Origin of the sequence: Hymenobacter sp. HDW8 (genome assembly GCF_011305775.1) — a bacterium.
In the GTDB taxonomy this organism is placed as follows: Bacteria; Bacteroidota; Bacteroidia; order Cytophagales; family Hymenobacteraceae; genus Hymenobacter; species Hymenobacter radiodurans.
Genome location: NZ_CP049907.1, coordinates 87,968 through 112,914, shown reverse-complemented (window position 1 = coordinate 112,914; position 24,947 = coordinate 87,968). Strand labels below are relative to the sequence as shown.

The window sequence follows — 24,947 nt, the reverse complement described above, 5'->3', positions numbered from 1 at the left end:
TTCTAAATCAATTGCTTATGAAGAATATTTTTTCACTGATTGCCCTCGTCATTTCATTAGGGTTAATCATCTTTTTGTACTTCCAGTTATCCTCAACTCAAGAGGCGTTGCGCCAAGCAGAACAACGATATGCCGACTGCGAGAAGGTGACGTTTCAACTGCAAAATCAGCTAACGGCTCAGCAACGTGCGGCTGAAGCGAAGTAAAGCCTACCGCTGGCGCAGCCATAAAAAAAGCCCCCAGAAAATATCTGGGGGCTTTTTTCGGCTGGATAGTCCTACGACTTAATTCCCAAAAGCATCAGCATAAACGCTTGCTGCCGGGCTACGTCGCGGATGGACTTAAAGCGGCCAGATGCACCGCCGTGGCCCGCTGCCATATCGGTGTGCAGCAGCAATAAGTTGTTATCGGTTTTCATGGTGCGCAGCTTGGCTACCCATTTGGCGGGCTCAAAATATTGTACCTGTGAGTCGTGCAGACCAGTGGTAACGAGCATGTTAGGATACGGCTGCTTTTTCACATTGTCGTAGGGCGAGTATGAGAGCATGTAGTCGTAGTACTCCTTCTTGTTGGGGTTGCCCCACTCGTCATACTCGCCGGTGGTGAGCGGAATGCTTTCATCCAGCATGGTAGTTACCACATCCACGAACGGTACGCCGGCCAACACGCCTTTATACAGATCAGGACGCATGTTCACTACGGCACCCATCAGCAGGCCACCTGCGCTGCCACCTTGAGCAAACAGCTTAGCGGGCGAGGTAAACTTCTGCTGAATCAGGAACTCCGAGCAGTCGATGAAATCGGTAAAAGTGTTCTTCTTCTTGAGCAATTTGCCATCCTCGTACCACTGACGGCCCATTTCCTGTCCACCGCGAATGTGGCACAGCGCGTAAGCAAAGCCGCGGTTAAGCAGGCTCAGGCGCGCGGCGCTGAAGGTAGCGTTGGAAATAATGCCGTAGGAACCATAGGCGTATTGGAGCACCGGCGCATTGCCATCTTTCTTGAAACCCTTCTTGTACACAATCGAAATCGGAATCTTCGTGCCGTCTTTGGCCGTGGCGTACATGCGCTCCGTCACGTAATCTTCTTTGTTAAAGCCCCCCAGCACGGCTTGCTCCTTGAGCAGCGTTTTCTGCTTCGTGACCATGTTGTAATCGTACGTGGAATTGGGCGTGGTAAGCGAGGTATAGGAATAGCGCAGCACCGGCGTATCAAACTCGGGGTTTACGCTGATACTAGCCGAGTACGTAGGCTCCCCGAAATTGAGGTAGTGCTCCTCGCCTTTCCAGGGACGCACGCGCAGGCCTAGCAAGCCTTCCTTGCGTTCACCCAACACGAGGAAATTCTTGAACAACTCCATGTTCTCCAAAAACACATCCTTACGGTGCGGAATAATCTCCTTCCAAGCCGTTTTAGCTGTATTGCTGACGGGTGTTTCGAGCAGACGATAGTTGGGAGCGCCGGCATTCGAGCGAATGTAAAATTTGTCCCCCAGGTGCTCTACGTCGTAGAGATGGTCCTTTTCGCGGGCCAAGAATACTTTGGGAGCAGCCGTGGGGTTGCTGGCGTCGATGTAGCGCAACTCGGAGGACATGGTGCTGCCCATGCCGATGAAGATGTACTTCTTCGACTTGGTACGACCTACGCCTAGGTTAAAGGTATTATCCTTCTCCTCGTACACCAGCACGTCCTGCTTGGGGTCAGTACCCAGCGTGTGCCGGTACACCTGATAAGGCAGCAACGTGGTGGGGTCTTTTTTGGCGTAGAAAAGCGTCTTGTTGTCGGCGGCCCACACGGCATTACCGCTGGTATTCACAATTTTCTCGGGATACAGCTTGCCTGTTTTCAGGTCTTTAAAGCGTAACGTGTACAAGCGGCGGCTCACTGTATCGGCGCCGTAGGCCATCACCAGGTTGTTGTCGCTAACCTCGTAGCCGCCAATTTGGAAGTACGTTTTATCCTTACCCAACTCGTTAGCGTTGAGCAGAATTTCCTCCGGCGCTTTCATATCACCCTTCTTGCGGCAGTAGATGGGGTACTCGCTGCCCGCCTCGTAGCGGGTGTAGTAGTAGTAGCCGTTGTCGCGGTAAGGCACCGATTCGTCCTGCTCTTTTATGCGACCTTTTATTTCGTTAAACAGCTTGTCTTCCAACTCTTTGGCGGGCGCCATTTGCTTGTCGAAGTAAGCATTCTCAGCATTGAGGTAGCTGATTACCTCGGGGTTTTCGCGCTCATTCAGCCAGTAATAGTTATCGGTGCGCGTGCCAAAGGGCGAGGTGAGCTGCTTGGGCTTGATGGGCGCGAGAGGCGGAGTGGTCATGGTGTAGGTTGTGGGCTGGGTCTGGGCCTGCGCTACGCCGAGCGTCAGGGCGAAGGCACCAGCCAGCCAGAGTAAGGAATGATTCATAAAGGGTTAGGCTGAATTGGAGTGTAGAACAAGCTAAAGATACTGAAATGAATTAGCCTAGCTTACAGCGCAAGCTATTTCCAAACAGAAACAAGCATGCGCAAAAAAGCCCCCCAGTATGTGGCTGGGGGGCTTTTTTTAAAGGAATAAACCTACAGTGCGGCTAGGCTTTGCTCCAGCGCCGTAATTTTCCCCTCAGCGTCAGCTTGCTTCTGTCGCTCCCGCTCCAATACGTCAGGTTTAGCGTTCTGCACGAATTTCTCGTTGCTTAGCTTCTTCATTACCGACTCCAGAAAGCCGCGGGCGTACTCAATTTCCCTCGTCAGTCGCTCGCGCTCGGCGCCCAAATCAATGTGGCCTTCCAGGGGAATGAAGAACTCACCCGTACCCAGCACGAAGCTGACAGCCCCAGCCGGAGCAGCCTCTACGAAGCTGATGTCGCTGAGCGCGGCCAGCTTCCTAATTACTCCGTCGTAGTCGCGCAGCAAAACGGTTTCCTCGGTTTTCGCTGCCAGCGTCAGTGGCTTGTTTGGGCCGATGCCTTTCTGATTGCGCACATTCCGAACGCCGGCTACTATTTCCAGTGCTTTGTCCATGCGGCTCAGGATATCGGCAGCGTTTGCCAACGGCTGCGGCTTGGGCCAGGCCGCTACGCACACGTACTCTTTCTCACCGCGCTCAGCCAGTTCGTGCCATATCTCCTCCGTAATGAAGGGCATGAACGGATGCATGAGCTTGAGTAGAGTTTCGAGGTAAGCCGTGGTCTGGCGCAGCGTCTCCGGGTCGATGGGCGCCTGATAAGCCGGCTTAATCATTTCCAGATATACCGAGCAGAAGTCATCCCACACAAGCTTGTACACGGTCATGAGTGCGTCTGACATGCGGAACTTGGCAAAATGCTCATCCAGCTCTGTCTGTGCGCTTTGCAGCTTCGCCCCGAACCATTCTACGGCTTTTTCATTCACGAACGGCAGCTCCTGATTTACTTCCCAGCCCTGAGTTAGGCGGAAGGCGTTCCAGAGCTTGTTGGTGAAGTTGCGGCCTTGTTCCACGAGGCGAATATCGAACAGCAAATCATTACCAGCCGGCGACGAAAACAGCATACCAGTGCGCACGCCATCGGCGCCGTACTGCGCAATAAGGTCCAGCGGGTCAGGCGAGTTGCCGAGTTGCTTGCTCATTTTACGGCCCTGGTCGTCGCGCACGATGCCCGTGAGGTACACGTTGCGGAATGGCACCTCTTTGCGGTACTCCAGACCGGCCATGATCATGCGAGCTACCCAGAAGAACAGAATCTCGGGGGCCGTTACGAGGTCATCGGTAGGATAGAAATAGTTGATGTCGGGATTGTCGGGATCCTTGAATCCATCGAACACTGAAATGGGCCACAACCAGGAAGAAAACCACGTATCGAGCACGTCTTCTTCCTGCCGTAAGTCACTGATTTGCAAATCAGGGTTCCCGGTCTTTTCACGTGCTGCTTCAAGTGCTTCATCCGCTGTTAGAGCAACTGCAAAAGAGCCATCGGGGAGGTAGTATGCCGGGATGCGCTGCCCCCACCATAGCTGCCGCGAGATGCACCAGTCACGCACGTTCTCCATCCATACCCGGTACATGTTCTTAAACTTGGGCGGGTGCAGTTTGATTTCGTCGTTCTCCACTACGGCCAGCGCTTTGGCAGCCATCTGGTCCATTTTGCAGAACCACTGCATGCTCAGGCGCGGCTCAATCACTGCCCCGGTGCGCTCAGAAGTTTGCAGCACGCTAGCGTAGTCCTCAATCTTATCGAGCAGGCCGGCAGCCTGTAAATCCTTGGCTATCTGCTTGCGGGCAGCAAAACGATCTTGGCCTACATAGAGCACAGCCTTGTCATTCAGCGAACCGTCGTCGTTGAGGATGTCAATAACGGGCAGATTGTGCTTCACGCCCAACTCGTAGTCGTTCAGATCGTGGGCCGGCGTCACTTTCAGCGCGCCCGTTCCGAAATCGATGGCTACGTACTCATCCAGAATAATGGGCACCTCACGACCCAGCAGCGGAATGCTTACCTGCTGGCCGTGTAGGTGCTTGTAGCGCTCATCATTGGGGTTTACAGCCACGGCTACGTCGGCCATAATCGTCTCGGGGCGCGAGGTAGCTACGGTCAAAAACTGGCCCTCCTGCCCTACCACTGGGTAGCGCAGATAATACATTTTGGCCTGGGTATCCTTGGCAATAACTTCCTCATCGGAAATAGCCGTGCGGCTTTGGGGGTCCCAGTTTACCATGCGTATCCCACGGTAAATCTGGCCCTTTTGGTATAGGTCCACGAAGACGCGCAGTACAGCGTCGGTCAGTTCGGGCTCCATGGTGAAGCGGGTGCGGTCCCAATCGCAGGAAGCACCGAGTTTCTTGAGCTGCTCCAGGATAATGCCGCCGTATTTTTCCTTCCATTCCCAAGCGTGAGCCAAAAACTCTTCACGGGTGAGGTCGCGCTTATCAATGCCTTTTTCCTTCAGTAGGGCTACTACTTTGGCCTCGGTAGCGATAGACGCGTGGTCGGTGCCGGGCACCCAGCAGGCTTCCTTGCCCTGCATGCGGGCCCGGCGCACCAGCACATCCTGGATGGTATTATTGAGCATGTGGCCCATGTGTAGCACGCCCGTCACGTTGGGCGGCGGAATCACCACGGAGTAGGCAGGCTTGCGCGGGTTGGGCTTGGCTTTAAAAAAGCCCTGCTCCTGCCAACGCGTGTACCATTTGGCTTCTACGTCGGCGGGAGTATAGGTTTTGGCGATAGACATGGGCGCGGGGGGCAAATTCAGTTCTAAACAAAGACAAAAGTAGGCATTTCAACTGGGCAAATGCCCCCCAGAACATCAGATTGGCTAAACTGAAACTGGGACGTCAATTCTTAGCTTCTGGTCCTACCTTTGAGTCCGAAAAGGGATTGACCGATCTACAGAGAGGAGTCAGGTTCGTTTTTTGCTTTATTTTTACTGTTCTGTTCACCGTTTTTCTGTCGGCATGGCCGCTTTGTTTTCTTTTCGAAAAGCACCTAAAGCTGCTCCCAGCACTTCTGCACCGGTTAATTTGCCCCCCACTACCTCCGTACGAATCGGGATGGGCCAACTACTGGTAGAGGGCGGCGAACCACTGCGCAACTTGGAGCGGGCCGCTCGCATGATTGGTGAAGCGGCACAGCAAGGCTGCGAGTTAATTCTGCTACCCGAAACGCTCGACTTTGCTTGGACGCACCCAAGCGCCCTCACAGAGGCCCAGCCTATTCCAGGACCTTTCAGCGACTTGCTTTGCGAGCAGGCAAGCAAGCACAAGATTTATGTGTGCGCGGGCCTTACGGAACGATTGAATGGCCAGAACTACAACGCCGCTATTCTAATAAATCCGGAAGGCGAAATCATCGTTAAATATCACAAGATAAACCTATTAGGCGTTGAGTTGCCGTTTTACGCAGTGGGTCAGACCCTGAATGTAGTGGACACGCCTTTGGGGAAAATTGGGGTTAATATCTGCGCCGACAACTACCTCGATGGTTTGTCCATTGGTCATACGCTAGCTCGTATGGGCGCTGAGTTCATCATCTCTCCTTCCTCCTGGACCGTCGATTATTCGCTGACGGAAGAGGATGATCCGTACCGCGAAAAATGGGTGAATCCATTCTCCATTCTGGCGCGCCTATATAATGTGGTGGTGGTCGGTACCACGTCGGTGGGATACATTGTGGGCGGCCCGTATGAGGGCAAGAAAAGCGTAGGCTGCTCTCTGGCAGTCGATGCGAGCGGTGTGCGGGCCCAGGGTACTTTTAACGAATTTGCGGGTGATTTGGTGGTGGCCGACTTGCCCCGTCCTATTCGTCCGGAGCAGGGAACGGCCATTGGCGAAATGCTCCAACGCAAAGGCTATCAGTTTGATAAGTTGCTTTAAAATAACGCCTATCCAGTTATTCACGTTATAAACCTTACTAAGCAAAGCTTCAAATTTCCTAGTCTTTCACTTTTCCTTTGCCGCTTGTCCGCTCCTCTTCCTTCTTCCACTAGCTCATCAGTCAGGGCAACAGAGCCTGCTGCTGCCGTGGCGTCCGCTTATCAGCCGAAATCACCCGCCCAGCGCTGCACCCGGTGTATTATGGATAGCACCGTGCCTGGTATTCATTTTGATACCCGCGGCGAGTGCAGCTTCTGTGCTCTGCATAACAAGTTAGATAAAGCTTTTCCGCTGGGTGAAGCCGGTCGCCAGCAAGTGCAGAAGCTCGCCGACGATATTAAGCGCGTGGGCCGGGGCAAGAAATACGACTGCGTACTGGGCGTAAGCGGGGGCCGCGACAGTTCCTTTACGCTCTGGTATTGCGTTACCAAGCTGAAGCTGCGCCCGCTGGCAGTGCATTTCAACGACGGCTTCGGTAACCCCGTAGCGGGCGAAAATATGGTGAAAGCTTGCCGCAAGTTGGGCGTTGAGCTACGCACCATCACCTCCGACTGGCGCGAATCCAAAGACCTCAAAATTGCCTTTCTCAAAGCCTCCACTCCGGATATGGAGGAAGGTACTGACCTCGGTATTGCTACTGCTTTGTATGGAGTAGCGGCCAAAGAAGGAATTCAGCGCATCGTGATTGGCCAGAGCTTCCGTACCGAAGGCATCTGCCCATTATCCTGGAATTATCTGGATGGCCGCTACCTGAAAGCTGTGCACAAGCGCTTCGGCACGGTGCCGCTGCGGCCTTGGTCGCCCGCTGACCCAGGTTTCAATCTGGATTTGAAGGAGATGTTTTACTACGCCTTCGTGCGGCGCATCAAGACGGTAACCTTGCTTTACCACATCGACTATGTGCGGGCTGATGTAGACGAGTTGATTGCTCGTGAACTGGACTGGGTGAATCCGGGCGCGCATTACTTCGACGACCTCTACCAAAGTGTTATTTACTACCTCAACCGGACCAAATTCAATATTGATCGGCGGCTATTCAATTATTCAGCGCTGGTGCGCTCAGGTCAGATGTCGCGGGAAGAAGCATTGGAACGCACCGCTCACATCAATTCCATTGAAGACCCACGCGTGATTGACCTCTGCATCAAGCGTCTTGGCCTGACTCGTGCGGAGTTCGATCAAATTGTGGCCACGCCACCTAAAACCTTCCGCGATTACCCAAACAACTATTCCCTCATTCGTCGGCTGCGCTGGCCGATCAAAGTGCTTAGTCAGCTGAATCTGATTCCAGAGTCAGCTTACGACAAGTACTTTAACTGCGGCGCTTAAGCACTGCTTTCCAGAAGTATACGTATACCAAAAAAGCCCCCCAGATAGTTTCTGGGGGCTTTTTATTGCTAATTTTGGAAAGCGGAGAATGCCTGCAAGCTGCCGGCTGTTAGGCAGTAAGGTGGAGCCACTCTTTCTTTTTGAGCAGTTCTTCCTGCGTTTCGCGCAGATCGGGATCGTCTACGCAGCAGTCTACGGGGCACACGGCGGCGCACTGAGGCTCTTCGTGGAAACCCACGCATTCCGTACACTTATCGGACACGATGTAATAATATTCGTCGGAAACTGGGGTTTGGGGTGCCGTAGCGGATACGACAGCGCCACCGTCAACTTCTACTTGTTTCAAAGAAGTGCCATCGGCCCAACGCCACTGAGCACCACCTTCATAAATCGCATTGTTGGGGCATTCAGGTTCGCAGGCACCGCAGTTGATGCACTCGTCGGTTATCATTATGGCCATAGCCGCAGTCGTCTTGAGTTGGGTACTAGTAATTGAACATATACGCTTACGCAAAGATGCCCCCCAAAAGTTGATCTGGGTACGCAAAAGTAGAAACTAACCTTGTTTTAATTTTGAATGTTCAGCTTTGAGGGAGGAATAACTAAAAAATCTCTTTCACTCCTGCTTTGGTTGAACGCCCATCGCAAGCAGACATCAACAACGCTAGAAGTATTCCGAAGCCCTTTAGCCATTCGTAGTACTACCCCGCCACTTCTCTCATCAGAATACTTGCACAATGAATCATTCCGAACGCCTGGCCGCATTTACTAACCTCGGCCAGCGCCTGCGCCACCTCACCGAAGACGAAAAAGATGACTTATATCGTCGGGCCCGCAACAATAATTCGTGGTTTGATGCCCCCAACGTAGCCGCGGCTCTGGATGGGATTGCGCGCTTGCTGGAAGAACACAGCCTGCGCACCTGGGCTAGTCGTTACCCAGCGGAGCCTGCTACGCCCCGCGCCGTGGGCGTGGTGATGGCGGGCAATATCCCGCTGGTAGGCTTCCACGATTTGCTGTGCGTGGTGCTCAGCGGCCACAATCTGTTGGCTAAACCCAGTTCCGACGACCGGTATCTGATGCACTGGATTGTGGATGAGTTGACGAGGATTGAGCCACGCATGGCGGAGCGCATCACCTTCGTAGAGCGCCTGAATGCCGCCGATGACTTCATTGCCACGGGCTCCGACAACACGGGCCGCTACTTCGAATATTATTTCCGCAACAAGCCCAACCTCATCCGCCGCAACCGCACAAGCCTGGGTATTCTGACGGGCCAAGAAACCCCAGAAGAGCTAGCCGCGTTGGGGGCCGACATTTTTCAGTATTACGGCCTAGGCTGCCGCAATGTGTCGAAACTATTGGTGCCGAAAGACTACCGATTCGATAAGCTGCTGGATAATTTACAGCCCTGGGAGCGCGTGCTAGAGCAGAATCGCTACCAGAACAACTACGATTACAACAAGAGTATTCTGCTCGTAAACCGCGTGCCGCACTTCGACAATGGCTTTGTGCTGTTCACGGAAAGCGCCCAGCTCGTGTCACCGATTTCGGTGGTGCATTACGGCACCTACCACGACGAGGCCGACCTTCAGGAGCAACTGGCGCAGATAGCCAGTCAAACGCAGTGCTTAGTATCGGCTGGGGGCTTTTTCCAGACAGCTTTGCCTTCGGGCAAGCCCAATGCCCCAGCGTAAGCGACTATGCCGATGGCGTGGATACGATGGCTTTTTTAACGTCGCTCCCGTAGTAGTAAGAGCATAATAGCCCTTCAAGAGAACATTCTGAAGCCCGTTTCTACAGCTTATTACTTGCTCCAAAGCCTGCCAATCCCTGTCGCAACCAACCCTACTGCTTTATGAACTCTGACTTTCCCGACGTCGAAACAATTGAGAAAGAGGCAATTCCCGGCCTGGCATTTCCGCACGATGATGTATTAAGCGACCCAGCAGAACAACTCCAACGCCGTCACGATGCCGAACGCGCCTCAAAGCTTGGCAACTCGTATCAGGGTAAAGTGACGATCTATTTTCAAACTCACGAAGGCATCACCAGGCGCGTGCAAACCACCATTTGGGCCGTTCACGAGGAATACGTAACCTTGAAAGCCGGCATTACCCTCCCGCTGCGCTCCATCGTCCGATTTGATTTTCATTAAGAAAAAAGCCCCCAGAAGACATCTGGGGGGCTTTTTTGCTTTAACAAAGTAGCCTTACACGCGGTCCAATGTTTTAGCAATTAAGTCATTCATGGTTTGCTCGGCGTTGGTGGCAAATTCGCCAGTAGCCCGGTTCGCCACAATGGCGTTCAACGATACAATCTCGTGGCCCAGCATGCGACCAAGTGCATAGTAACCAGCGGTTTCCATCTCGAAGTTTGTCAGGCGGAATTCGCCCTCAGCGCTTTCGTACCGGAAGTTTTGAAACTGCTTAATCAGGTCGGGCTGCCGTAAATCGAGGCGGAGTACGCGGCCCTGCGGGCCGTAGAAGCCAGGGCAAGTGAGCGTGTTGCCAGTCAGCATTCCGGCCCCAATCTGCTCCCGAATAAGGTCGTGGCCCCGCACGCAGTACGGGCGATAATCGAGCTGCAAAGCCTTTTGGATGCCAGTGCCTACTTCTACTTCCAAGCCGGTTTCTACCAGCGGATAAAACTGCATCAGGGCATCGAGGCCCACGCCGTGCTCCGTTACGAGGTGGGCGCCCAAGGGAATATCAGGCTGCAAAGCGCCGCTGGTACCCACCCGAATGATGCGCAGCGTAATGCGCTCTTCCAAGGGCCGCGGCTCGCGGGTTACGAAGTCAATATTCACGAGTGCATCCAGCTCATTCAGCACGATATCAATGTTATCGGTGCCAATGCCAGTAGAAACAACCGCGATGCGCTTGCCCTTGTAGTAGCCTACATGGGTCACGAACTCGCGCTTGTTTACCTGCGTCTCGATGGAGTCGAAGTGCTGGCTCACCAGTGCCACCCGGTCGGGGTCGCCAACGGTAATAATGGTTTCGGAAATATGATCGGGCAGCAGGTTAAGGTGATACACGCTGCCGTCGCGGTTCAGGATGAGCTCGGAGTCGAGAATAGGCATAGGAAGTGGGATTAGAAAGTGGCGCGAAGGCGGCAAATTAGTCATAACCTGTTACGCAGCGGCTCAGGCATAGTTTGCGGGCCCCTCCTCTTCCAGTTGAGATACAACTGATTTCGAACTTCACTCGTTGGAATTAAGATACATCCACCAACGCCCCATCCCATGAGCAACACCCAGATTCAGGGAAAAGACTTTTATAATAGTGTGCTGCAGTTCTATGATCAGGCCGCGCAGTTTTCAAAACTTGATCCTGGCATTCTTTCTCAGATCAAGGCTTGCAACAGCATTTACAAGGTTAATTTCCCGGTAGAAGTTGATGGGCATGTGCAGGTTTTTGAGGGAATACGGGTACAGCACAGCCACCATAAGCTACCCAGCAAAGGTGGTATTCGCTACAGCGTGTATGTAGATGAAGAGGAAGTGATGGCCCTGGCCACGCTCATGACCTTCAAATGCGCCCTCGTCGATGTTCCGTTTGGCGGGGCAAAAGGTGGCGTCAAAATCAACCCCCGCACCAGCTCCGTAGAGACACTGGAGCGCGTAACGCGCCGGTATGCTAGCGAACTGATTAAGAAAAATCTCATTGGTCCCGGCATGGATGTGCCTGCCCCCGATTACGGTACAGGCAGCCGCGAAATGGCTTGGATTGCCGACACCTATCTAGCGTTCAAATTTGGCGACACCAACGCGCTGGGCTGCGTAACAGGCAAGCCCGTGGGCCAAGGTGGTATCCGCGGCCGGACTGAAGCTACTGGTCTGGGCGTATTCTTCGGCTTGCGCGAACTGCTAGCCGACAACGAACTCCTGAAAAAACTCGGGATGACGAGCGGTATGGCCGGCAAACGAATTATCGTACAAGGCCTGGGCAATGTAGGCTACCACGCGGCGCACTTCTGCGAGTTGGAAGGCGCCATCATCACGGGGATTGCAGAGCGCGAGGGGGGCATTTTTAACGCCGATGGCCTCGATGTAGCCGCCGTGTTTAAGCACCGCAACGAAAGTGGCTCCATCATTAATTATCCCGGCGCGCAAAACGTAGCAGAAGCTAGTCAATTGCTGGAGTATGAGTGTGATGTGCTGTTGCCCGCCGCGCTGGAAAACCAGATTCACGCTGGTAATGCCGCTCGCATTAAAGCCAAGATAATTGCGGAAGGCGCCAACGGTCCTACTACCAAGGATGCCGAGAAGATTCTGCTCGAACGCGGCGTTGTTATCCTCCCCGACCTTTACCTCAACGCGGGGGGCGTTACGGTTTCGTACTTCGAGTGGCTAAAGAATCTCTCAAATGTGCGCTTTGGTCGCATGGGCAAACGGGCGGAAGAAGCGTCTCTCCGCCGCCTAGTAACCACTATCGAGCAGACCACCGGTAAGAGCATCAGCGCTCAGGAACGGGAGCTAATCATTCAGGGCGCCGACGAAACCAGCCTCGTGCGCTCGGGCCTAGAAGACACCATGATTGTGGCTTACCATGAGATTAGAGAGGTAATGCATCAGATCAAGGGAATTGAAGATCTGCGCACTGCCGCCTTCTATAGCGCTATCGAGAAAGTAGGCGTCAGCTATCAGTCATTGGGTATATTCCCATAAGCCTAGATGCTTTTCGAAAGAACCAAAAACACAAAAGGCCGCACCATATGGTGCGGCCTTTTGTGTTTTTGGTTTGTGTTATGTGAAATGCCTGTTAGCGCCTCTTAATATGATGGAGCGCGGTAGGAAACCAAGCCTTGTTCGGGACGATAGTTGTTGCTCAGCTTCGGATACGTGCCAGTGCCATCATACGCCCGTTTATCGGGGTGGGCTTGGCAAGTGGTTGAGCAAGCACCTTCGAGTTCATGACCACAGTTTTCGCAGAGAGCTAGATGAGCGTTGCAGTGCGGATTGGCACAGTTCACAAGCCTGTCGGAAGGGGCTTGGCAGTGGTGGCAGTTGGAGATAATGGTGGGATTGACGCTGTTCACATCCACCGCCACGCGGTTGTCGAAGACGTAACATTTGCCCTCGAAATCTTCACCACCCTCTTCAATACCGTACTTAATAATGCCGCCGTGGAGTTGGTACACGTTCTCGAAACCCTGCTCCAGTAAGTAGGCGCTGGCTTTCTCGCATTTGACACCGCCAGTGCAATACGTCAGAATTTTCTTATCCTTAAACTCCTTCAGACGCTCCACCCGCTCGGGGAAGTCGCGGAAGTTTTCCATGTCCAAGGTGACGGCGTTTTTAAAACGACCCACGTTGTATTCGTAGTCAGAACGCACATCCACCACTACCACATCATCGCGGTCTTTGAGTTCCTTAAACTCTTGTGGTGAAAGATGTTGCCCAGTGCGCACGTGCGGCCGCACATGACGCAGGCTGCTGTGCACAATTTCAGGCTTCACGCGAACATGCAGCTTCTGAAAGGTATGCGCAGGCGCTTCATCAACCTTAAACTCTAAGGCAGCGAAGCGGGGATCGGCTTTTACAATCTGCATATACTCCTCACAGTCAGCCGCTAGCCCCGACACCGTACCATTGAGACCTTCAGCCGCCACGATAATGCGACCTAACAGCTTCAAACGCAGACACAGCCGATGATGCTCATCGCGGAACGCCTCCGGATTTTCAATCGGTGAATAGCAGTAGTAAAGCAGAACGCGATAATCCATCTCTGAAATGGTGTTTTGTGCTACGAGTGAATGCTAAATTAGGCACGAAGGGTTCCGGGGGGCTTTTTTTGCGTAACTAAATACAAGTCACGTTTCACCCTTCCCAAAAGTCAGTCCCTAAACTTTCGCGGCCGGGTTCCCGAATACCGTCTGGTTGGCTGCTACATCAGCTACTACAACAGATCCAGCACCCACGCGGGCTTTTGCGCCGATCTTGACGCCCCCAACGATGATAGCGCCCGGGCCGATAAACGCCTGCTCAGCCAACACGGCGCCTGCATTAACGATGGCTCCAGCGCCAACCTGCACAAAGTCGGCCAGTTCTACCTGCACGTCAATTACGGCATTGGCCCCGATCAGACAGCTGTTGCCCATTTTGCTGTTGCTGGATACGACGGCTCCAGCCCCGACGAGGTTGCCATGACCCAGCCACGCCTGTTCCGAAACGCTGGCGCGAGCGTGAATGGCATTAACTGGCACCACCTCATATTCATCACGAAGCATATTGGTGAGGCTGCGGCGGCTGGCCGTATCCTCGGTGGCCACGAACACTTCGCACTTTTTGCCCAATAGCTTGAGCAATTCGCGGTCGTCGGTGTTGCCCATCACGGGCACGTTGTTTAGCTCGGTATTCTGCAGCTTAGCATCGTCGTCGAGCAGACAATACACGACTACATCGTTGCTTTGAAAGGCATCTAGTGCCGTTGCACCCAGGCTTTGTGCGCCCAAAATGATTACTGGATTTTCCATGCGAAGCTAAAATGCCCCCAGGGGCGATTTTTTCTAAACTGCAAAGATACACCCTGCTGCGAGCGGGGCCAAGCATTGGGCAATAGTCGGCAAGTATTGCTATCGAAAACCAGTACCTACTCAGCCCTAAAGCGAGGAAGCCAGCGGGCCACGTACTCATTCTGGAGCAGCAGAAACACCAGATACGGTAGCAATACCGCCCGATAGCGGTTCAAAGTGCCCAGGTTAGGGGTGCTCAGTCCAAGTAAAGCAGCCAAAGCGAGGCAGTATAGCACTAAAACCACGACCAGCGCGAATGGTAGATAGCCGGGGCGCCGACGAGCCAATGCTACCAGAGTGACCCCAATTAATAATAGCAAAGCCAGGTTTTCAAGGCTAGCTACTATATATAAAAGCTGTTTATCCTCCCCAAGCCAGGGGCGAGTAATGGTACTTATTATGGCTTTCGGTGCATAGCTAAGCATGCTTTCCAACGTAGGCTTTAAGTCGGTGTACTCAATATGAGGGCGTGTTTGGGAGGCTCTTAGCAATTGGTAATAGTTGTTGCTGAGCTGATTAGTAAACTTATTAACGCGAAGAACGGGGAATATTTCAGCCGCCACCCGCATGCCTCCTACCAGCACTACCACGATAACGGCCAACTGAACCTGCCAATGCCGGGCGCGGCCAAAAAACTGTTGCACCAGATGCACTATAATAAGACTGCTTAATCCGCCCAAAAGCAGACCGGCGAAGAAAAAGCGCATTTTGAAGTGCAACCAAGCTAGCAGCAGAGCCCCAACCATCCCTGCCAGTCGAACGGGTTGACCACCATACAGCCAACCTACAACCAATGCGGTGAGCCAAGCCCCACTCCCTATTAGCAGGCTCTCTTTTGTGATGCCAGCCGACCAATAAACCACTGACGGCCATGCCAGCCATGCTATTGCCGCCGCCGCTAACGGTACTTGAGGCAAATACTTTTCTACCGCCCGCACCAGCTGCCAGCTGCCCACGAAACTGAATAGGCTTAAATAAGCTCCATTCACAAACGGATTCCCCAGCGACCCCAGATTCAGTACCGACAGAAGCTTGATGATAAAGAAGGTATTTGAAAAGCCGTGAAAAATGAGCTTTTCCCCGTAGCCATGGAATTCTTCACCCAGCAGCGTATGCAGCCAGGCACCAGGATTATCCCATAGTTGGGCGTTGAGTAGTTTCCCCCAGAACTGAAAATAATCGGCATCGCTGGTGAGCGCGAGGCACGCAGCGACACCCGCCAGGAGCCGTAGCCCCAAGGCAGGCAGCATCACCCGGCGCAACGCAGAAGCGCGGGCTTGCCGCCGCAGCCAATAAGCTAGCGCTACCACCATTACTATATTCAGCCCAACGGCAACTACGATCTTCACCTGGGGGGCAAATTATGTTGCAAAATCCGGCTGCCTACTGCGCATTGCAGGCAGCGGCGTGGCTGGCAGTAACCATGGTGCATAGCTAGCAGGCCTTGCGAATCGGCGGCAGTGCGGTGCTCAAAATGAAGTTTTTCGTAAGGCGCCGTAAGATGATTGCGCTCAGCGGGCAGCTGTTCTAACAAACCTATGGCTTGCTCCACCAACTCGGGCTGGCCCACATGGCGAGCATAGGCTACACGCAGGGGCACCACTACGTTGATTATCAGCAGATGAATGCTACTTTGACCTAAAGCAGCTACTTTACCGGGGCTGCCCGGCCGGTAGTGCGTTTGCCAATAGGGCGACACCGCCACCCGAAAAAACTGCTCCAAAGCCCCCACGCTAACCGCCGTAAGTAGCGCATCAAACAGGGCCGGACGGGCATGAAGCAAAGCCGCGAGCTGAGCGATACGTACAGTGGGAAAGTTAGCGGGCCGCAGACGCAGAAAATTCCAGGCATGAGCCGGCAGGGCCAGAGCAGCCAACTCATATTTATGGCGCAGAAACTCATACTCCCGACGCAGGTCGGCTAGGTAAGCATCACTGGGGGGCAAATCTGAGGCGGTGGGCAAGAGTCCGGCCTGACCGAAAAGCAACGCTTCCATCTGCAGGGAATCATGGCGGTGACGGCGTAGAATACTCAGCGGCAATGCCTTGGCCAACCGCGCTAAGGGTTCACTATTTTTCTTAAACCCAAATGCTGCCGCCAGTGCATGGTATGCTGTGGCCTCCCAATCGCCGCCCAAGTGTTTGTTCTGGATTTCTATCAAATCAGCCTTTTGCTCTACTCTTTCCAGCAATGCCCTCCCGAGCATCATGGTGCGGGTAATGCTCGGCACCAATGGCAAAAATGGCGCACAGGGCACTGATACTGTATCTAAATTGCCCCCCAGAGTGGCATAAGTAGTTAAAAGAGCCGGCGTTAGGCGTGGAGCTAGAGTCAGCGAAGGAATGGCAGAGCCATTGGTACGCTGCACGGGTTGATCGGCCGCATACACCACGTGCAATACCACTTGGTCGTACTTTGGGTCCGTCTGGTGCTGATGGCGCTGCCAGTCGGAAGCCCGCAAATGGATTTCAACGGCTCCATTCCATTCAACCTCTCCAATCTGAAGACGAGCATTCAGGAAGTCGGGACCGGCATCAGTATTGTGTTGACCGGGACGCAATACAACAAGCTTTTCCCCCTGATCTGTTAGCAAATCTGCTTTATCGAAATACTGGTGCTGCCAGACGTAGTGAAGTAGCTCTTCTTTCATAAGTAATAAGGTGATCTAATATAAGTAGTAGCCGGGCAGGACCGGATAACGCCCTGATTAACTAAAATTTGCTTGAAGGCGGTATACAAAAACCAAGCACTTCTTTCAGATTAGCCACCAAAAAAACGGCCCGCCTCCACCAAAAGTGAAAGCGGGCCGAAATTCTTGAGCCGTGGATTAACGCAGGTCAATCACCTTTACGCCCTTGTACTTCGCCTTATCAAAGTTGAAGGTAGTGGCATCTACCGGCGGATTCGGCTGGAATTTGCGGATAGTTACGGTTGTACGGCTGCCGTTCTTTTTGAACATCTTCCAGCTTTTCAACGATTTATCCGCCTTACTCACGGACAAACGCACTTTAAAAACCTGATTGTTCTTATCCTCTGGGGCTAGCTCAATGATATCAACGGCCTCACCGGCTTCTTTGGCTTCCTGTACATAAGAGTACTTATAGCCCTTTTTATACAAGGTATAAATCTGAGCCGGTGATATCTCGCCTTCTTCAGGCTCGTAGTCAGAGATATTCACCTCGTTTTCGTCCTTCATATAGGTCCACATCGTCTGGCCGTTGTTGATGATTTCCTGACCACTCAACTTCAGCCGAAACTTTTGGCCACTTACCGTTATGTCACCGGTCATGTTCTCCTTCACCTTAGCCGCGTCGTTTTCGAGGGTTTGGGTGAAAGTGGCTTTAAACGCTTTCATTGCCTGGTATTTGGCACTCATCTGGTCGAGAATCTTACCAGCTTTGGGGTCCTGCTGCACGGGAGCAGCAGCAATCAGCGTAACCGAAAACGCCAGTAAAGCGATATACTTTTTCATTGCAAAGGGAAAGGGATAGCTTGGGCGAAACAAGGATTTAGTTGACTTTAATCCTTCATTTCTAACTTTTGTTCAGGTTATTCAATAATTGCTCCAAACTGTACTCGTCCGGAATTAATACCTCACGGGCTTTGCTGCCCTCGAATGGTCCTACGACGCCAGCGTGTTCAAGTTGGTCAATCAGGCGTCCGGCGCGGTTATATCCTAGTTTCAGACGACGTTGGAGCAGCGAGGTACTGCCTTGCTGATGCGTCACGATAACGCGGGCAGCTTCCTCGAACATACTGTCGCGGGAAGCCGGATCAAAGTCTTCGTTGTTACCGCCCGTATCACCTTCGGCACCAGCCACTTCAGGCAGCAAATACGCTTCCGGATAGCCTTGTTGCTCACCCACGAAGTCGCAAAGACGATCTACTTCGGGCGTATCAATAAATGCGCACTGCACCCGAATCAGATCGGAGCCGGCTGAGAACAGCATGTCGCCTTGCCCGACCAACTGATCGGCGCCACCGGTGTCCAGAATGGTGCGGGAGTCAATCTTGGAAGTTACTTTGAAAGAGATGCGGCACGGAAAGTTGGCCTTGATAATACCGGTGATTACGTTCACGGAAGGCCGCTGCGTAGCTACAATCAGGTGAATACCAATGGCACGCGCCAATTGAGCCAGACGCGCGATGGGTGTTTCCACCTCCTTCCCTGCTGTCATCATCAAGTCGGCCAACTCATCGATAACCAGCACAATGAATGGCATGAACCGGTGGCCTTTTTTAGGGCTAAGCCGACGCTCTACAAACTTGCGGTTGTACTCCTTCAGGTTGCGGCAGCCAGCATCCTTTAATAGGTCGTAGCGCCGATCCATCTCCATACACAAGGAGTTGAGCGTGTTCACCACCTTTTTTGTGTCGGTGATGATGGCTTCTTCCGTGTCGGGGAGTTTAGCTAGGAAGTGGCGCTCTATCTTGTTGAAGATGCTCAGTTCCACCTTTTTAGGATCGACGAGCACAAACTTCAACTGCGAAGGATGCCGCTTGTAAATCAACGATGCTAGAATCACGTTCAAGCCAACTGACTTACCCTGACCTGTAGCACCGGCCATGAGTAAGTGCGGCATTTTGGCCAAATCGGCCACAAATACTTCGTTGGTGATCGTGCGGCCGAAGGCAATGGGCAGATCCATTTCACTGGTGCGAAACTTCTCGTGGCTCAGCACCGAACGGATGCTCACCATTTCCTTCTTGGTATTCGGCACCTCAATACCAATGGTTCCTTTACCCGGTATAGGCGCAATGATGCGAATACCCAATGCCGCCAAACTCAGGGCAATATCATCTTCCAAGCTCTTAATCTTGGAGATGCGCACGCCGGCGTCCGGCACAATCTCATACAGCGTCACCGTGGGGCCGATGGTGGCTTTAATGCTGGCGATGTTGATGCCATAGTGCCCCAGCGTTTCAACGATGCGGTCTTTGTTATCCTCGAGTTCCTCCTTGCTCACCTGGGCTTTGGCGGCACCGTAGTCGTTGAGTAGTTCTAGGGTTGGATATTGGTAGCGCGAAAGGTCAAGCGTGGGGTCGTAGTTCTCCGTGCCTTCGGCGAAGAAGTCGTCGTCATCGGCCACGGTGATAGCCATGGGGGCGTTTCGGCAGGAGTTGCCGGGGCAACAGTTAAAGGTGGTGAACTGGGCGCAGCCGTAGTGCCGTCAGCCAGATCAGCTAGGGAAAGCGGCGTAGGTACACGGCTACTCACGGGAGCTACCTCGGCATCAACCGGCATTTCAACGGAGAAGCTCGGTCCGCTGATGCTAGCAGCCGAAGCAGCCAATGCTGCCGCGCTCGACGTGGCCACGCTGGGCGCAACCGACAACGGCAGGGACTCGCCGGCTGGCGCCGTTACGCTGAAAGATGGAGAGGCAACCGAACCTGTATATGACGGAACTTCCACTTCCAACTCATCACTTTCGTCCTCCCCTATCGTTGAGGTAAACTGAGGCGCAACTTCCTCCTCCGGTTCCTTCCTAGCGACGGGCTTTATGTTGCGCAACGTCATCTGGGGGGCAATTTCGGTCTCTTCGGCATCGAGTGAGGCGGTGGGGTCAGCCCCGTGATTCACGCCAAGGCCGGTGCGGCCATACAGATCTAATCCATCGGTGCTTGCGTTGGGGCTCGCGGCATCTGCTTCCTCTTCGGCAGCCGTTCCCATGTTCAGACTGGTAACATTAAAGAAGAAGACCACGAAGGAAATCAGCAAAAATGCCAGCAGCAGTACCGTACCCCAACCAATCAGGCTATCGAGCCAGGAGGCTACTTCGTACCCAATGCCGCCACTCAAAAAATCGAGGGTATGCGCCAGGTTTGGGTCAGCGTCGGGGGTTTGGAGGGTAAGTACCACGTAGCCAAGCAAAGCACTCAGCCATAGCATCGAAAACAGGCACAACGCAATGACATAGCTGAGCGACACGCCTATTCCTGCCCGTCGGAACACGATTTTATACCCCAAAAAGAAGACGATAGGAATGACCGCAAACGCGGCTACGCCAAAGCCTTTATAAATGAGCACCTGCGCGGCCATTGCCCCTAACAGGCCCAGCCAGTTACCCGATTCTTGCCCCGCTTCCTTGGCGGGCGTGGTGGCCAAGCTACCTACCACACTCTGATCGGCGTGGCCCGTAAACAGGAACGACACGAAGGCAATTGTAAGGTAAATGGACCCTAGCAGGAAGAAAAAACCGAGAAAGAGTTGAAAGCGACGGTCGCGCACAAAGCTAAAAATGCCCCCAATGAAGGCGGTTTCGGCCATTGGCGCGGCGGTTTCGGGGCTTTGATAGCAGCCTTGGCTGCTGGTTTTGGACCAGCCTCATTGCGGCGACTATTCTCGCGGGGCGCCGGAGCGGGGTCTGGCGCGGGCGTTGGGCGCGTGGCGGGACGGGCGACCGGGCGGGGCTCGTTGCCGCGGGCCGGCGGAGTGATGGGTTGTTTATATGTATTCTTTGCCATGCTTAGGCACCGAAAGGCTAAATGTAAAAGTCACGAGGCGGTAGTGTGGCTTCTGCGGGGAATGATTTCTCCCGGCAGCCAACACCTCACGCTTCGTAAAGATACACTTGCCCGCCCGCAGTCCTAACCGAAAATTTGCCCCCCAAATTGCTCAGATGCTTGAATATGCTGGTTCCAAAACCATTACAGGACAAAAAGCCAATAGCAAATAACAAGCTTGAGCCCTTGGGCGGAGCTATCTAATGGCTCTACTCAAGGGCTCAATACAGAGTTGATCTGATACTGCTTGTTTAGCTGCGCGGGTGAAACTCAGTAATAACCTGCTTGAGGTAGTCCCGATCGAGGTGGGTGTAAATTTCAGTAGTGGTAATGCTTTCGTGGCCCAGCATTTCCTGCACGGCGCGCAGGTCGGCACCGCCTTCAATGAGGTGGGTAGCAAAGCTGTGTCGGAACGTATGTGGGCTTATAGTTTTGCGAATACCTGCTTTGTCAGCCAGCGCTTTGATAATGTTAAAGATCATTACCCGCGACAATTTTGCCCCCCGCCGATTCAAAAACACGAAATCCTCGTGGCCACGCTCAATGTCGAGATGGCAGCGCACGCCAGTAAGATAGATATTCAGGTGCTTGAGGGCATCGCGGCCAATGGGCACGAGTCGTTCCTTATTGCCTTTGCCCGTGACGCGCACAAAGCCCTGATCAGCATACAAATTAGACAAGCGCAGCTCCGTCAGTTCGGATACACGCAGGCCTGAGGAGTACAGCACTTCCAGGATAGCGCGGTTGCGAGTGCCCTCGTTGGTGCTTACATCCACCGCATCCAACAATTGTGTTATTTCTTCATACGCCAAGGTATCAGGCAGCTTGCGGCCAATTTTAGGCGCCTCCAGCGTATCAGTTGGATCGAGCAGCAGCATATCTTCCATAATAAGGAAGCTATAAAAGGCTTTGATACCGGAAAGCGTACGGGCTTGGGAAGTAGCCCCAAGGCCCAATTCTCCCAACCAAGCCAGAAAATCGCGTAGAATACGAGTTGTTACCTGCTCTGGGTTAGCCGGGAGTTTCGATATTTCCAGGTACTGCCGCAATTTGCCCACATCCCGCACATACGCCTCCACACTATTGCCTGATAATGACTTTTCGAGTTGTAAATAGCCCTCAAATTGCTTGAGGCTGATGGACCAATTCAATAGTATAAAAGTTAGAAGCGTGAGGTGTGAGGAAGAATCCAAGAGTCGTGCCGAATGGGGGGCTTTTTCCAGGAATCTGCAGGAGTATTAGGGTCGGGTAATAGTTGTAGCAGCAAGTAGTACTTTTTGGCTCAATCTAGAAAACGCTAGTTTTAGCCACGTTCCCCGACCTTTACCTTTTCGCTTCACTCCTGCTTCATGAAAATCATCATCATCAACGGTCCCAACCTCAACTTATTGGGTCGCCGCGAACCGGGCATCTATGGCAACCGCTCTTTCGAAGACTTTCTGCCTGATTTGCACGAGGCATTTCCCGCCATTAAGCTCGAGTATTTTCAGTCGAGCCACGAGGGCGAGCTAATTGATAAGCTGCATGAAGTGGGCTTCACTTTTCATGGCATTGTGCTCAACGCCGGTGGGTACACGCATACCAGCGTTGCCCTGGCCGATGCCGTGGCTGCTATCAATACGCCTGTAATAGAGGTACATCTGTCTAACCTGGCAGCCCGCGAAGAGTTTCGGCAGAAAAGTTTACTGGGCAAACATTGCGTCGGCACTATCACCGGCTTTAAGCTCGACAGCTACCGGCTGGCCCTGCATTATTTTGAAGGATTACGGCCCAAGCGCGTTGGTTTTAAGGTGTAAAGGTTAATTGCTTGCTGGGGGCTTTTTTGCATTCAGGCTCATATACTGAACATGAATCAAGCCGAGGCGGGCGTTAGTTACCCCAAGAAAGGCAGCGGCCAAACTCCGCTCCTACTACCTTTGTCTTCTCCACTAGCAATCACCAACTGAATGTATACTTTCAATCCTGGACCATCGGCGGTGTATCCGGCCGTGCGCCAATACCTCACGGATGCCTTCGATGAAGGCTGGCTATCGGCTCCGCACCGCGGCGAGCGTTTCACGGGCTTGGTACGCCAAACCGTGACTGATCTTCGGGCTAAGCTTAATATCCCACAAGACTACACCGTTTTCTTCCTCAGCTCGGCCACGGAGTGCTGGGAAGTTTTAACCCAAAGCCTGACGCCCACTAAGAGCTTTCACCTATATAGTGGAGCCTTCGGGGAAAAGTGGCTCGACTATGCCCGCGCCCTGCGCCCTGCCTCTACCGGCCTAGCCTTTGGACTCGATGAACTGCCCAATGTGCACACGCTCCCCTTCAACGACGACACCGATCTGGTTTGCCTTACCCAGAACGAGACCTCAAACGCGACTCAACTCCGCGATGGTTTTATCCTGAACGTGTTCAACCGCCTCGGCAACGCTTTACTAGCCATCGATGCCACTTCGTCTCTGGGGGGCATTCAACTCAAATATATTAAGGCCGATATTTGGTTTGCCTCAGTGCAAAAGGCTTTTGGCTTGCCCGCTGGCTTAGCGCTTATGGTGCTTTCGCCTCGGGCAGTGGCTCGCTTCCGTCACCTCAACGAGCGTGCCCACTACAATAGCCTGACGGCCCAGTACGAGAAAATGCTCAACTGGCAAACCAATTACACTCCCAACGTACTCGGCATTTATTTGCTCAGCCGCGTTCTTCAGGATCGAGCACCTATTAAGGCTGTGCACCAACACCTTCAAGACCGGGCCACCAAGCTCTACGATTTCTTCGATAGCGCTACCCAGCTGAGCCCGCTGGTGCAAAACCCCGAGACCCGCTCCACCACCGTCATTGGCTTGCAAGGCCCCCAGCCCTCATCGACGAGATAAAGCGCAGCGCTTTGGCCCAAGGCATGCAACTGGGCAATGGCTATGGCACCTGGAAAGCGAATAGCCTACGCATTGCCAACTTCCCAGCCATTCCAGATGCAGCCTACGAGAAGCTGGTGCAGTTTTTCGCTAAGGACTTCGCTTGATTTCAACTCTAAGCGTCAGCAGGCTCCTTTACTTCACAAAGTAGCCGATGGGCGTTATTCTAATTGTTTTGCTCCTCCACTCAGGCTGCATTTTGCAGCCCTCCGGTTGAGGTTACCAGTATGTTTTCACTCAAAGAAATCTTCTCCGTCACGCTTACGCTGTTCGCTATCATTGACATTCTGGGCTCCATTCCCATTATAATTCAGATCCGGCAGCGTGAGGGCAAAGTGCATTCCGAGAAAGCCACGTTGGTAGCGGGGGCGCTCATGGTGATCTTCCTATTTCTCGGCCAAAGCATTTTGTCCTTATTTGGCGTTGACTTTCAATCGTTTGCCTTAGCCGGCGCCATCATCATCTTCCTCATTGGCATGGAGATGATTCTGGGCATTGAGCTATTCCGCAACGATCCGCTGGCGGCATCGGGCTCCATCGTGCCTCTTGCTTTCCCCATCATCGTAGGGGCCGGCACCATGACCACCTTGCTCTCGTTGCGTGCGGCGTACTCCTTGCCTAATGTACTGGTAGGCATCGCGCTGAACCTTGTCTTTGTGTACGCGGTACTCAAAAGCAGCGCCTGGATTGAGCGCAAGCTCGGCAAGGCCGGAGAAGACATTCTACGCCGCGTTTTCGGGGTGATTCTGCTAGCAATTGCTATTAAGCTATTTAAAGCCAACTTTTAAGTAAGTATCTGATTATCCGGATTGTCGGCTGACCATTCACACATCCAATCGATGCGCGGTCAGGCAGTCGGCAATTCGGATATATTGCCATCCAATCCGTAAGAATGATTTATCTTTTTACCGACGGGTCGTCCCGCGGAAACCCTGGCCCGGGCGGCTATGGTGCCATTCTACGCTTCGGCCGACATGAGAAAGAGCTTACTGAAGGCTTTCGGCTCACCACAAATAACCGAATGGAGCTACTCGCAGTAATCGTTGGTTTGGAGGCTGTAACGCGTCCCGAAATGCCCATTACTGTTGTCACCGACTCGAAATATGTGGTTGATGCCGTTGAGAAGCGCTGGGTATTTGGTTGGGCGATGAAGCCTGATTTTGGCAAGAAAGCTAATGAAGACCTCTGGCGTCGCTTCCTAAAGGTGTATAAGCAACGCACGGTGCATTTTCGCTGGGTGCGTGGCCACAATGGCCACCCCGAGAATGAGCGCTGCGACCGACTAGCTGTATTCAGTGCTACCCAAGGCAAGCTACTTGTAGATGAAGGCTATGAGCTTATTGAGGCTAAACGGTAAATTCACT

22 protein-coding genes and 1 pseudogene are annotated in these 24,947 nt (G+C 53.1%); 11 read left to right on the top strand and 12 right to left on the bottom strand.

What is annotated here, in order from left to right; all coding sequences use genetic code 11:
- Positions 1–17 precede the first annotated feature (17 nt).
- Entirely contained in the window at positions 18–206 is a 189-nt protein-coding gene (locus tag G7064_RS00515) for a hypothetical protein (RefSeq protein WP_133273103.1), read from the top strand.
- 71 nt (positions 207–277) lie between these two features.
- Here the strand turns inward: G7064_RS00515 and G7064_RS00510 are convergent, their stop codons facing one another.
- A complete protein-coding gene (locus G7064_RS00510) occupies positions 278–2,407 on the bottom strand; it encodes a S9 family peptidase (RefSeq protein WP_410505519.1) in 2,130 nt (709 codons plus the stop codon).
- Between the two features lie 152 nt (positions 2,408–2,559).
- Positions 2,560–5,190: a valine--tRNA ligase gene (locus G7064_RS00505; RefSeq protein WP_166072019.1), complete on the bottom strand. Its 2,631-nt coding sequence runs from the start codon at positions 5,188–5,190 to the stop codon at positions 2,560–2,562.
- A 223-nt stretch (positions 5,191–5,413) separates the two neighbouring features.
- Here G7064_RS00505 and G7064_RS00500 point away from each other — a divergent pair, with 223 nt between their 5' ends.
- Positions 5,414–6,331, top strand: a complete 918-nt coding sequence (locus G7064_RS00500) for a carbon-nitrogen hydrolase family protein (RefSeq protein ID WP_166072018.1) — start codon at positions 5,414–5,416, stop codon at positions 6,329–6,331.
- An 84-nt stretch (positions 6,332–6,415) separates the two neighbouring features.
- A complete protein-coding gene (locus tag G7064_RS00495; RefSeq protein WP_166072017.1) occupies positions 6,416–7,660 on the top strand; it encodes an N-acetyl sugar amidotransferase in 1,245 nt (414 codons plus the stop codon).
- Between the two features lie 109 nt (positions 7,661–7,769).
- On the opposite strand, the gene G7064_RS00490 is transcribed toward G7064_RS00495, so the two are convergent.
- Complete coding sequence (locus G7064_RS00490; RefSeq protein ID WP_133273107.1) at positions 7,770–8,120, bottom strand: 4Fe-4S dicluster domain-containing protein; 351 nt, start codon at positions 8,118–8,120, stop codon at positions 7,770–7,772.
- 277 nt (positions 8,121–8,397) lie between these two features.
- Here G7064_RS00490 and G7064_RS00485 point away from each other — a divergent pair, with 277 nt between their 5' ends.
- Both G7064_RS00485 and G7064_RS00480 read left to right on the top strand, forming a co-directional pair.
- Positions 8,398–9,357: an acyl-CoA reductase gene (locus G7064_RS00485; protein WP_317172796.1), complete on the top strand. Its 960-nt coding sequence runs from the start codon at positions 8,398–8,400 to the stop codon at positions 9,355–9,357.
- Positions 9,358–9,518: 161 nt separating this feature from the next.
- On the top strand, positions 9,519–9,818 hold the full coding sequence (locus G7064_RS00480) for a hypothetical protein (RefSeq protein ID WP_166072016.1): 300 nt from the start codon (positions 9,519–9,521) through the stop codon (positions 9,816–9,818).
- 54 nt (positions 9,819–9,872) lie between these two features.
- Here G7064_RS00480 and G7064_RS00475 read toward each other — a convergent pair whose 3' ends face one another.
- The gene (locus G7064_RS00475) at positions 9,873–10,745 is read right to left on the bottom strand and encodes a nucleoside phosphorylase (protein ID WP_133273110.1); all 873 of its coding nucleotides are present in this window, start codon (positions 10,743–10,745) and stop codon (positions 9,873–9,875) included.
- 162 nt (positions 10,746–10,907) lie between these two features.
- Between G7064_RS00475 and G7064_RS00470 the strand changes: the two genes are divergently transcribed.
- On the top strand, positions 10,908–12,332 hold the full coding sequence (locus G7064_RS00470; RefSeq protein ID WP_166072015.1) for a Glu/Leu/Phe/Val family dehydrogenase: 1,425 nt from the start codon (positions 10,908–10,910) through the stop codon (positions 12,330–12,332).
- Between the two features lie 104 nt (positions 12,333–12,436).
- On the opposite strand, the gene G7064_RS00465 is transcribed toward G7064_RS00470, so the two are convergent.
- From G7064_RS00465 to xerD, 8 genes and pseudogenes are all read right to left on the bottom strand, one after another.
- Positions 12,437–13,390: a rhodanese-related sulfurtransferase gene (locus G7064_RS00465; protein WP_166072014.1), complete on the bottom strand. Its 954-nt coding sequence runs from the start codon at positions 13,388–13,390 to the stop codon at positions 12,437–12,439.
- Between the two features lie 117 nt (positions 13,391–13,507).
- On the bottom strand, positions 13,508–14,140 hold the full coding sequence (locus G7064_RS00460; RefSeq protein ID WP_133273113.1) for a NeuD/PglB/VioB family sugar acetyltransferase: 633 nt from the start codon (positions 14,138–14,140) through the stop codon (positions 13,508–13,510).
- A gap of 116 nt (positions 14,141–14,256) precedes the next feature.
- On the bottom strand, positions 14,257–15,528 hold the full coding sequence (locus tag G7064_RS00455; RefSeq protein ID WP_166072013.1) for a hypothetical protein: 1,272 nt from the start codon (positions 15,526–15,528) through the stop codon (positions 14,257–14,259).
- A complete protein-coding gene (locus tag G7064_RS00450; protein WP_166072012.1) occupies positions 15,525–16,829 on the bottom strand; it encodes a DUF2851 family protein in 1,305 nt (434 codons plus the stop codon). Before G7064_RS00450 ends, G7064_RS00455 begins: the two co-directional genes overlap by 4 nt.
- Before the next feature lie 177 nt (positions 16,830–17,006).
- Complete coding sequence (locus G7064_RS00445; protein WP_133273117.1) at positions 17,007–17,651, bottom strand: LolA family protein; 645 nt, start codon at positions 17,649–17,651, stop codon at positions 17,007–17,009.
- A gap of 61 nt (positions 17,652–17,712) precedes the next feature.
- A pseudogene (locus G7064_RS00440) lies at positions 17,713–19,236 on the bottom strand (DNA translocase FtsK); the annotation flags it as partial.
- The gene (locus G7064_RS00435; protein WP_166072011.1) at positions 19,182–20,447 is read right to left on the bottom strand and encodes a DNA translocase FtsK 4TM domain-containing protein; all 1,266 of its coding nucleotides are present in this window, start codon (positions 20,445–20,447) and stop codon (positions 19,182–19,184) included. The gene G7064_RS00435 and the pseudogene G7064_RS00440, both read right to left, overlap by 55 nt.
- 487 nt (positions 20,448–20,934) lie before the next feature.
- Entirely contained in the window at positions 20,935–21,834 is a 900-nt protein-coding gene (xerD, locus tag G7064_RS00430; RefSeq protein WP_166072010.1) for a site-specific tyrosine recombinase XerD, read from the bottom strand.
- Positions 21,835–22,032: 198 nt separating this feature from the next.
- Here xerD and aroQ point away from each other — a divergent pair, with 198 nt between their 5' ends.
- The 5 genes from aroQ (at position 22,033) to rnhA (ending at position 24,940) form a co-directional block, all read left to right on the top strand.
- A complete protein-coding gene (aroQ, locus tag G7064_RS00425; RefSeq protein ID WP_133273120.1) occupies positions 22,033–22,479 on the top strand; it encodes a type II 3-dehydroquinate dehydratase in 447 nt (148 codons plus the stop codon).
- Between the two features lie 150 nt (positions 22,480–22,629).
- Positions 22,630–23,544, top strand: a complete 915-nt coding sequence (locus tag G7064_RS00420) for an aminotransferase class V-fold PLP-dependent enzyme (protein WP_240935628.1) — start codon at positions 22,630–22,632, stop codon at positions 23,542–23,544.
- A gap of 11 nt (positions 23,545–23,555) precedes the next feature.
- Complete coding sequence (locus G7064_RS22625) at positions 23,556–23,690, top strand: hypothetical protein (protein WP_262888630.1); 135 nt, start codon at positions 23,556–23,558, stop codon at positions 23,688–23,690.
- A gap of 120 nt (positions 23,691–23,810) precedes the next feature.
- Positions 23,811–24,371, top strand: a complete 561-nt coding sequence (locus G7064_RS00415; protein WP_133273121.1) for a MarC family protein — start codon at positions 23,811–23,813, stop codon at positions 24,369–24,371.
- Positions 24,372–24,475: 104 nt separating this feature from the next.
- Positions 24,476–24,940, top strand: a complete 465-nt coding sequence (rnhA, locus tag G7064_RS00410; RefSeq protein WP_133273122.1) for a ribonuclease HI — start codon at positions 24,476–24,478, stop codon at positions 24,938–24,940.
- Positions 24,941–24,947: the final 7 nt, after the last annotated feature.